Raw genomic sequence first — 9,539 nt, 5'->3', positions numbered from 1 at the left:
GGTGTCCGACGCCCACCGCGGCCGACGGCCCGTCTGGGTGAGCCCCGCCGAGCTGGCCGCCCGCGCCGAGAGCCGCCGTACCCCCTCGCCCCGGTTCCACCTGGCCGCGCTGCCCACGCACCCCGACACCGTCGGCGCCTGCCTGCTCGCCGTCAGCGAGGACGAGCACGGGTTCGACCCCGAACAGCGCAAGTCCCTCGAACTGATCGCCGACGCCGTCTCCAGCCCCGCCCCGCCCGGCCGCGCCGAGCGCGGCGAACTCCCGTCGAACGCGTTCACCCTCGCCATGGACAGCGGCCGGGCGGAGGTCGGCGACGAGATCCTCCGCCTGTTCGGCCTCGCCCGCGACGACTTCGACGGCCGGGTGGAGACCCTGCTCGGCCTCACCGTGCCGGAGGACCTGCCCTCCCTGATGTCGGTGGTGGAGGCCGACCACATGTCCGTCGGGGAGCGGGAACTGGAGTTCCGGGTACTCCGGCCGGCCGGGCCGCCCCGCTGGCTGCGGCTGCGCGGCCGGCTCCTGCCGGGCGGCGAGGGACGGCCCGCACTGCTCGTCGGCACCGTCGTCGACGCCGCCGGACTGCGCTCCGACGTCACCGACGTGGCCCGCGTCCAGCGGCTGGCCGCCGCCCTCGCCACCGCAGGCACCGTCCGCGACGTCGGACAGGCCGTGGTCACCGCCCTGCGCCGGCCGCTGCGCGCGGACCGGATCGCCCTCGCCGAACTGGAGCACGACCGGCTCGTCGTCACCGTCCTCGACCCGCCCGCCCCCGAGGACTGGCCCGAGCTGTGGCGCACGGAATGGCGCACCGAGTGGCCGGACGCGCCCGTGCGGGCCATGCCCACGCTGGGCGCCGCCCTGCGCGAGGGCCGCGCCCAGATCTGGCCCGCCGGCACCCCGCTGGAACCCGCTCTGGCGGAGGTCGGACCCGGCGGCCTCGCCGTGCTGCCGCTGCCCGCGGCCGGCCGGATGGCGGGCGTCTGCCTGATCGGCTGGGACAGCCCGCACGACTTCGGCCCCGACGAGCGCGCCCTGCTCACGGCCACCGCCGGTCTCGCCGGACAGGCCCTGATGAGGGCCCGCGCCTTCGACGCCGAGCATGAACTCGTCGGCATGCTCCAGCGCCAGCTGCTGCCGCGCCGGCTGCCCGTTCTGCCCGGCGCGGTCGCCGTCGCCCGCTACCTGCCCGCCACCGCCGGCCTCGAGCTGGGCGGCGACTGGTACGACGTCATCCCGCTGCCCGACCACCACGTGGCCCTCGTCATCGGCGACGTCCAGGGCCACAGTGCCGCCGCCGCCACGCTGATGGGTCAGATGCGCACCGCGCTGCGCGCCTACGCCGTAGAGGGGCACCCGCCCGACGTGGTCGTCTCGCACGCCAACCGGCTCCTCGTCGACATGGAGACCGACCTCTTCGCCACCTGCGCCTACGTCGACGTCGACATGGAGGAGGGCACCGCCTGGTGCGTCCGGGCCGGCCATCTGCCGCCGGTGCTGCGCCGACCCGACGGCTCCACCAAGGCGGTCGAGGCGGAGGGCGGCCCGCCACTCGGTGTGGTCGCCCAGGCCGACTTCCCCATGACCCCGCTCCGGCTCCAGCCCGGCACGCTCCTCGCCCTCACCACCGACGGCCTCGTCGAGTCCGCCGACGCGGACATCGACGAGGGCATGGACCGCCTCGCCCACCGGCTCGCCGGCTCCGACCCCGCCCACCTCGGCCTGGTCGCCGACGCCCTGCTCACCGGTGCCCGGCGCAGCGACGACATCGCCCTGCTGCTGATGCGCTACGACGGCATGGCCGTACGGCCCCGCCGGGAGAGCTGGACGGTCTGGCGGGTCCCGGAGGCCGTACGGCACGCCCGCCGCTTCACCAACCGCACCCTGCGCGCCTGGGGCATCGCCGAGCACGCGGACGCCGTGCTGCTGATCGTCTCCGAACTCGTCACCAACGCCCTCGTCCACACGGACGGCCCGGTCCGCCTCGACCTCACCCTCGTCGGCGGCCGGCTGCGGGTCGCCGTCGCCGACAACTCGCCCCGCACCCCCGTCAAACCCACCAGCATCGGCTGGGAGGCCACCGGCGGCCGAGGTCTGCTGCTCGTCGAAGCCATGTCGGCGTCCTGGGGGACCGTCCCGGTCAGCGGCGGGAAACAGGTGTGGAGCGAAATCGTGCTGGAGCCCTGACACCGGGTACCCGGAGCGGCGACGGACGACGAGAAGGAGGTACGTCATGACCCAGCACGTCCGCGACATCATGACCGCCGATCCGGTCACCGTGGAGCCGCAGACCTCCGTCGCGCAGGTCGCCCGGATCATGCGCGACGAGGACATCGGCGCGGTGCTCGTCACCGAGGGCGACACCCTGCGCGGCCTGGTCACCGACCGCGACCTGGTCATCCGCTCGATCTCCGAGGGCGGCGACCCGGAGCAGACCACGGTCGCCGGTGCGTGCAGCGAGGACCTGTTCACGCTGGAGCCCGACGAGGAACTGGACCACGCCGTACAGCTGATGCGCGAGCACGCGGTACGCCGCGTCCCGGTCGTCGACCACGGTCACCCCGTGGGGATCGTCTCCCTGGGCGACCTGGCCATGGAACGCGACCCGGAGTCCGCCCTCGGCGACATCAGCGTGGCCCGGCCCAACACCTAGGCGGCCAGCGAGGACGCCCACCCGGGCCGTCCGCCGGCACCCGCGGGGGGCCGGCGGACGGCCCTTTCGGGTGTGTGAGCGGGGTGCGCGCCCGGGCGGTGCGCCGCGGTGCCGACAGGAGCCGGTATCCGCCCCCTCGGCACCGGGTCCCGCGAGTCGGCTGGGCCCGGACCCTCGCCGGACCTCCCGGCAGCCCCCGCACCCGTCACCGGCGCGGCCGAACAGGTCGAGCGCCGCCCCGCCGTCGCGCCGCGTGCCCGGGGGCGCACCCCCGAACGGGGGCCGGCACCCATTCACCGGGCGGCAGCGGGTACCCGACGTCCATGAACACCACCGTGTACACACTGGCCGCCTCGGGATCCGCGCTGGGCATGGTCGTCATCGTCATCGGCGGAGTCCTCATCACCGCCGCGCTGATCTATGCCGTCCAGTACGGCATCCGGATCCGCCGCAGCGAGGCCCGCAGGCCGGGTCGCGGCAAGCGCCCGACGCTCCCCGAGTCGGGGCCGGTCCACGAGTCCCGTGAACAGCGCGCGCCCAACGAGATGGGCGGCGGCGAACGGCTCAACCCGCACGAGCTCCGCCCGACCGGCGGCACTTCCAGCGCTGACCAGCACCGCCCGCGCTGGGACAGCGGCTCCAGCGGCTCCTTCGGCGGCGGGGGCCCCGCGTGACGCCGTCGTGCGACCGTTTGCCGGCCCTGCCGCAGGGGACCCGGGGAGCGGAGTCAGCGAAAGGAGCACGCCGTGACCGCCTCCGCCAGTGGGGAACCCCTCGTCCGGCGCCCGGAGACGGGCTGGTCGAGGGCCCGCCGATTACGCGAGAAACCCGCCTTGCGCACCTGTCTGCCGCCCGTCGAGGACCCCGAAGGACCTGAGCTGACACACACCGCCGAGTGGAACATCATCAGGGGCGACGACTGATCAGCAGGAGGACCGACCCACGTCACCGTCACACTCCGAGCCCGTGCGCCTGCTGCTGATGGCGGACACCCACGTCCCCAAGCGGGCCAGGGAACTGCCCGCGCCGCTGCTCGCCGCACTGCCGAACGCGGACGTCGTGTTCCACGCGGGGGACTGGGTCGACGCCGCCACCCTCGATCTGCTGGAGCGGCGTTGCCGGCGGCTCGTCGGCGTGTACGGCAACAACGACGGGCCCGAGCTGCGCGCCCGGCTCCCCGAGGTCGCCCACGCCGAGCTGGGCGGCCTGCGGTTCGGCGCCGTGCACGAGACCGGGGCCGCCCAGGGCCGGGAGGCGCGCTGTGCCGCCCGCTTCCCCGACCTGGACGTGCTGGTCTTCGGGCACAGCCACATCCCGTGGGACACCACCGCCCCCTCGGGGCTGCGCCTGCTGAACCCGGGTTCGCCCACCGACCGCCGCAGGCAGCCGCACTGCACCTACATGACCGCCACCGTCACCGGAGGCCGCCTCACGGAGGTCACCCTCCACCGGCTGCCGCCGCGCTGATCCGGCGCTCACGTCACCGTGCGGCTGCCCGCGCCGGTCCGGCGCCCGCCCCGGGACGCCCACCGCCTGCCCACCCGCCTCCGGCTACGACCGCGCCGGATGCACCGCCCCCGTCGTAGCGCTCAGCGGCGCCCCGCTGCCGCCCCAGCGCAGTGCGACGATCTCCGCCGCCACCGACACGGCGACCTCCTCGGGTGTACGTGCCCCGAGGTCCAGCCCGATCGGCGAGCGCAGCCGGGCGATCTCCCGCGCGCCGAGTCCGGCCGCGGCCAGCTTCCGGGCCCGCTCCTCGTGCGTACGGCGGCTGCCCATCGCCCCGATGTACGCGGCGGGCCGACGCAGCGCCTCCGTCAGCAGCGGCACATCGAACTTCGGATCGTGGGTGAGCACGCAGATCACGGTGCGCGCGTCCGTGTCCGTGCCGCGCAGATAGCGGTCCGGCCAGTCGGCGACCACCTCCACGCCGGGCGGGAACCGCCGCGGGGTGGCGAAGACCGGGCGGGCGTCGCAGACGGTGACCCGGTAGCCGAGGAAGTCGCCGACGCGGGCCACCGCCGCCGCGTAGTCGATGGCGCCGAAGACCAGCATGCGCGGCGGCGGCGCGAACGAGTGGAGGAACACCGTCACGTCGTCCGCCCGCCGCTCTCCGTGCGGCCCGTAGTGCCGCAGACCGGTGACCCCGAGGGCGAGTTCGCCTCGCGCGTCGGCGGTGACCGCCGCGTCCAGGCCCTCGTTGCCCAGCGTGCCGGAGACCCCGGCGGGCCGGACGGCGAGGGCCGCCCCGCGGGGCGCCGGGCCGTCGGTGACGGTCGCCACGGTGACCGGGTGTCCCGCGGCCACCGACGCGGCGAGCGCGCCGAACGACGGATCGAGGGCGGGGCTCACCGGCCGGACCAGCACGGTGATCTCACCGCCGCAGGTCAGGCCGACCGCGAAGGCGTCGTCGTCGCTGTACCCGAACGTCTCCACACGTGCCCCGCCGTCCGCCACCACCTCCCGCGCCAGCTCGAACACGGCGCCCTCGACGCACCCGCCGGACACACTGCCCAGGGCCTCGCCGTCCGGCCCCACCGCCATCGCGGCACCGGGGTCGCGCGGCGCGCTGCGGCTCACCGCCACCACCGTGGCCAGCCCGAACGGCCGCCCGGCCGCGTACCAGGCGCTCAGCGCCGGAAGAATGTCCCGCACGTTCGGCTCCTTCCGTAAATGCGTTGGCGCCTCGCCCGTGGTTCTGCTGCACTGCATCCGATCCGTCGTCGCACCAGGAGGAGCGATCCATGCGCACTGCGTTCATGTCCATCCCGCACGGAATGACCCCTACCACCAAGGACATGACGCTTCGTGCATCTGCTCAACCTGGGAATTCTCGCGCACGTCGACGCAGGTAAGACCAGTCTGACCGAACGGCTGCTGCACAGCGCCGGGGTCATCGACGAGATCGGCAGTGTCGACGCCGGCAGCACCCGCACCGACACCCTCGCGCTGGAGCGGCAGCGCGGCATCACCATCAAGTCCGCCGTCGTCTCGTTCCCGCTGGACGACGTGACCGTCAACCTCATCGACACCCCCGGCCACCCGGACTTCATCGCCGAGGTGGAGCGGGTGCTCGGCGTGCTGGACGGCGCGGTCCTGGTCGTCTCCGCCGTCGAGGGCGTCCAGGCGCAGACCCGCGTCCTGATGCGGACGCTGCGCCGGCTGCGCATCCCCACCCTGCTGTTCGTCAACAAGATCGACCGCCGCGGCGCGGCCTACGAGGACGTCCTGCGCGCCGCCGCCGGCCGGCTCTCCGCGGCCGTCGTCCCCATGGGCACCGCCACCGGCCTCGGCACCCCCGCGGCCCGCTTCACCCCCGGCACCGTCCCCGCGGCCCTCGACGTCCTCGCCGGCCACGACGACGACCTGCTCGCCGCCTGCCTCGACGGCGCGGTCCCGGACGGCCTGCTGCGCACGGCGCTCGCCGAGCAGACCCGGCAGGGGCTGGTCCATCCGGCGTACGCGGGCTCCGCGATCACCGGAGCGGGCGTGGACGCGCTGGCAGCCGGCATCAGGCGGCTGCTGCCCGCCGCCGACGGCGACCCGGACGGGCCCGTGTCCGGCACCGTCTTCAAGGTGGAGCGGGGCCCGGCGGGGGAGAAGGTGGCGTACGCCCGGCTCTTCTCCGGCACCCTGCGCGTCCGCGACCGGATCCCCGTCGGGGAGGAGGGCCGCGAGGGCCGGGTGACCGCCGTCCAGGTCCTCGACCATGGCACGGACACCCGACGTGACGAGGTCACCGCGGGCCGGATCGCCCGGCTGTGGGGCCTGAGCGAGGTCCGGATCGGCGACTGGCTGGGCGTGCCCGGGAGGACGGCGGGGCAGCACTTCGCCCCGCCGACGCTGGAGACTGTCGTGGAGCCGGTGCGGCCGGCCGACCGTCGGGCCCTGCATCTCGCGCTCACCCAGCTCGCCGAGCAGGACCCGCTGATCGGCCTGCGCCACGACGCGGTGCGCCGGGAGACGTCGGTCTCCCTCTACGGGGAGGTGCAGAAGGAGGTCGTCCAGGCGACCCTCGCCGACGAGTACGGCCTGGCCGTCACCTTCCGCGAGACCACCCCGCTGTGCGTCGAGCGGCCGGTCGGCAGCGGCGCGGCGGTCGAGTTCAACAAGAAGGACGGCAACCCGTTCCTCGCCACCGTCGGGCTGCGCGTCGACCCGGCCCCGGCCGGCGCGGGCACCGAGTTCCGCCTGGAGGTGGAGCTGGGTTCGATGCCGTACGCCTTCTTCAAGGCCGTCGAGGACACCGTGCGGGAGACCCTGGGCCAGGGCCTGCACGGCTGGCAGGTGACCGACTGCACGGTCACCATGACGCACTGCGGTTACTCGCCGCGCCAGAGCCACGCCCACCAGGGCTTCGACAAGAGCATGTCCAGCACCGGCGCCGACTTCCGCGGGCTGACCCCGCTGGTGCTGACGGAGGCGCTGCGCCGGGCCGGGACGCGGGTGTACGAGCCGACGCACCGCTTCCGGCTGGAGGCTCCGGCGGACACGCTCGGCGCGCTCCTGCCGGTGCTGTCCGCGCTGCGGGCGGTGCCGCGGAACACCGAGACGCGTGGTGCCCGCTGTGTCCTCGACGGAGCGGTACCGGCGGCCCGGGTGCACGAGCTGGAACAGCGGCTGCCGGGTCTCACCCGGGGCGAGGGCGAGCTGGAGAGCGCCTTCGACCACTACGCGCCCGTCGACCGGGGTTCCCCGGTCCCCGAGCGTGCGCGCACCGACCACAACCCGCTGAACCGGAAGGAGTACCTGCTCAACGTCACGCGCAGGACGTCGGGCTGAGACCGAGCCCGCACGTCGTGCCGGTGACCGGCGGGGCGACGGGGCCGCCCGCCGCCCCGCCAAAGGCGGCCCGCGCCGGGCCGACGGCGTGGGCCGCGCGGACGGTCAGCCGGCCGACGGGCCCGACCAGTTCGCGGGCACCCGGGCCAGCCGGACCCGCTGGGGGTGGTCGCCGACCGGGACCGACACCGTCTTCTCACCGGTCGCGAAGTCGATGGCGGTGACCCGGTCGGCGCCGCTCTCGGACACCACACAGGACTTCCCGTCGCCGCTGACGGTCGCCCAGTAGGGCTTGGAGACGGGGACCAGCGGGCCCTCCTGAAGGGTCGTACGGTCGACCACGGTCGCGTAGTCGTCCATGGTGCCCGCGACGCACAGCTTGGTGCCGTCCGGCTTCATCGTGATGCCGTGGTGGCGGGAGTCGTTGACCCAGGTCGTGCGGTCCTCGCTGGTGGCGGGGTTCTTCGGGAGGGTCTTCGTCCGGGTGATCCGGTCGGTGGCGACGTCGTACTCGAAGAAGCCGTTGAAGAACGACACCTGGAAGTACAGCTTCGACTCGTCCGGGCTGAACGCGGCCGGACGGACGGCGTCCGAGTAGTCCTTCAGACCGATCGCGTCGAGCCGCTGCCGCATGTCGATCACTTTGACCTGCCGGAACGTGGTGGCGTCGACGACGGTGATCCGCCGGTCGCCCTTCGTCCAGTCCAGCCAGGGCGCGTCCAGGGCGTTGTTCACCTCGCCGATGGACATGTTCCAGAGGTACCTGCCGTCCCGGCTGAACACGTTCTCGTGCGGCTTGTCCCCGGTGGCGAACGAGCCGACCTGCCTGCCCGTCTCGATGTCCAGGACGTGCACGGTGCTGGAGGTGGAGGCGGAGACCGCGACCCGGGTGCCGTCGGGGGAGACCGCCATGTGGTCGGCGCGGTACCCCGACACCGGGAAGCGCCACTTGACCGCGCCGGTCGCCAGGTCGAGGGAGACGACGTCGGCGAAGCTGGGACGCGAGACGACCATGGCCGAGCCGTCCGGGGTGGCGTACATGTCGTCGACGAACTGGTCGTGCCCCTCGCCGACGCTGTTGCGGATGCCCATGAAGTAGATCCACTTGATCGGGTCCGCCTTGATCTCCGCCATCCGCTGTTCCTTGTCGGGGATGACGTTGATCCGCCCGATCCGCGCGAAGTCCCCGCCCGCATCGATGACGTCGGCGGTGCCGTCCCAGTTGTTGCCGACGAACAGCACCTCGCGCAGCGCGGCGGGGGTGTCGGGGGCCGCCGAGGCGGCGGTCACGGGGGCGGTGACGGTGAGCACGAGCGCGGCGGCGACGGCGGCGAGCCGACTGGGTCCGAGGGCAGGCATGAGTGCTCCCTCCTGGGAGTGGGGGTGGCGGGGGGAATCTGAAAACGGCGGCGTTCAGAGTGACTTACTGGAAAGTAAGGAGGGTGCGCCCTTCTCCACAAGACCGCGTACACGACAAAATTGGCCGACCGTGGAGGACGGGGAGGCACGTGACAGGCAGGCTCAGAGCGCCCACCGGGCGATACGGCGGCCGATCCGCCGAGGAACGGCAGGCCGAGCGGCGCCGCCGCTTCCTCGACGCCGCGCTCCGGCTCTTCGGCGACCGGCCCGGCTACCGGGCCACCACCGTCGCCGCGCTCAGCGAGGCCGCGGGACTGTCCACCCGGCAGTTCTACGAGGAGTTCCGCACCCTGGAGGACGTCCTCGCCGCCCTCCACCTCCAGGTCAACGACTGGGCCGAGCAGGCCGTCCGCGCCGCCGTCGCCGACGCCGCCGGACTGCCGCTGGCCGATCGCGTCGCCGCGATCTTCCACGCGTACGCCGCCGACGTCACCGCCGACCCGCGCCGCATCCGCATCACCTTCGTGGAGATCGTCGGGGTCAGCCCCCGCCTGGAGGAACAGCGGCTGGCCCGGCGGGCCCGCTGGATCGACCTCATCCGCGCCGAGGCCGAGGCGGCCGTCGCCCGGGGCGAGGCCGCGCCCCGCGACTACCGGCTCCCCGCGGCCGCGTTCATCGGCAGCGTCAACGGCCTCCTCCACGACTGGAGCGCCGGCTGGGTGGACGCCACCCTGGACGAGGTGGTCA

At 74.1% G+C, this 9,539-nt stretch carries 9 protein-coding genes; 7 read left to right on the top strand and 2 right to left on the bottom strand.

The genetic code is table 11. The features are described from left to right. The 5 genes from CCN42_RS08625 to CCN42_RS08605 form a co-directional block, all read left to right on the top strand. The coding region (locus tag CCN42_RS08625; RefSeq protein WP_107427559.1) for a SpoIIE family protein phosphatase at positions 1–2,185 on the top strand (2,185 nt) is incomplete at its 5' end. A 46-nt stretch (positions 2,186–2,231) separates the two neighbouring features. Continuing rightward, positions 2,232–2,651 (top strand): CBS domain-containing protein, encoded by a 420-nt coding sequence (locus CCN42_RS08620; RefSeq protein WP_086170751.1) that lies wholly within the window; start codon positions 2,232–2,234, stop codon positions 2,649–2,651. A gap of 323 nt (positions 2,652–2,974) precedes the next feature. Further along, on the top strand, positions 2,975–3,325 hold the full coding sequence (locus CCN42_RS08615) for a DUF6479 family protein (RefSeq protein ID WP_086734287.1): 351 nt from the start codon (positions 2,975–2,977) through the stop codon (positions 3,323–3,325). Between the two features lie 72 nt (positions 3,326–3,397). Continuing rightward, complete coding sequence (locus tag CCN42_RS43200) at positions 3,398–3,574, top strand: hypothetical protein (RefSeq protein WP_086734285.1); 177 nt, start codon at positions 3,398–3,400, stop codon at positions 3,572–3,574. Between the two features lie 43 nt (positions 3,575–3,617). Continuing rightward, entirely contained in the window at positions 3,618–4,118 is a 501-nt protein-coding gene (locus CCN42_RS08605) for a metallophosphoesterase family protein (protein ID WP_086734283.1), read from the top strand. An 84-nt stretch (positions 4,119–4,202) separates the two neighbouring features. Here CCN42_RS08605 and CCN42_RS08600 read toward each other — a convergent pair whose 3' ends face one another. Continuing rightward, positions 4,203–5,306: an XdhC family protein gene (locus tag CCN42_RS08600; RefSeq protein WP_169731425.1), complete on the bottom strand. Its 1,104-nt coding sequence runs from the start codon at positions 5,304–5,306 to the stop codon at positions 4,203–4,205. Positions 5,307–5,459: 153 nt separating this feature from the next. Between CCN42_RS08600 and CCN42_RS08595 the strand changes: the two genes are divergently transcribed. Next, complete coding sequence (locus CCN42_RS08595) at positions 5,460–7,433, top strand: elongation factor G (RefSeq protein ID WP_086734279.1); 1,974 nt, start codon at positions 5,460–5,462, stop codon at positions 7,431–7,433. A 105-nt stretch (positions 7,434–7,538) separates the two neighbouring features. On the opposite strand, the gene CCN42_RS08590 is transcribed toward CCN42_RS08595, so the two are convergent. Then, a complete protein-coding gene (locus CCN42_RS08590) occupies positions 7,539–8,792 on the bottom strand; it encodes a PQQ-binding-like beta-propeller repeat protein (protein WP_086734277.1) in 1,254 nt (417 codons plus the stop codon). Between the two features lie 149 nt (positions 8,793–8,941). On the opposite strand from CCN42_RS08590, the gene CCN42_RS08585 reads away from it, so the two are divergent. Beyond that, positions 8,942–9,539, top strand: a 598-nt coding sequence (locus CCN42_RS08585) for a TetR/AcrR family transcriptional regulator (RefSeq protein WP_086734275.1), incomplete at its 3' end; no start/stop codon positions are given.

The organism is Streptomyces glaucescens (assembly GCF_002154375.1).
In the GTDB taxonomy this organism is placed as follows: Bacteria; Actinomycetota; Actinomycetes; order Streptomycetales; family Streptomycetaceae; genus Streptomyces; species Streptomyces glaucescens.
The sequence above is the reverse complement of the archived record's forward strand: the minus strand, read 5'-3'. Positions and strand labels throughout refer to the sequence as shown.

What these genes read in the sequence shown, in the direction of transcription:
- CCN42_RS08620 (WP_086170751.1), top strand. Translation starts at nt 2,232, where the DNA reads ATGACCCAGCACGTCCGCGACATCATGACCGCCGATCCGGTCACCGTG.
- CCN42_RS08615 (WP_086734287.1), top strand. Translation starts at nt 2,975, where the DNA reads ATGAACACCACCGTGTACACACTGGCCGCCTCGGGATCCGCGCTGGGC.
- CCN42_RS08590 (WP_086734277.1), bottom strand. Translation starts at nt 8,792, where the DNA reads ATGCCTGCCCTCGGACCCAGTCGGCTCGCCGCCGTCGCCGCCGCGCTC.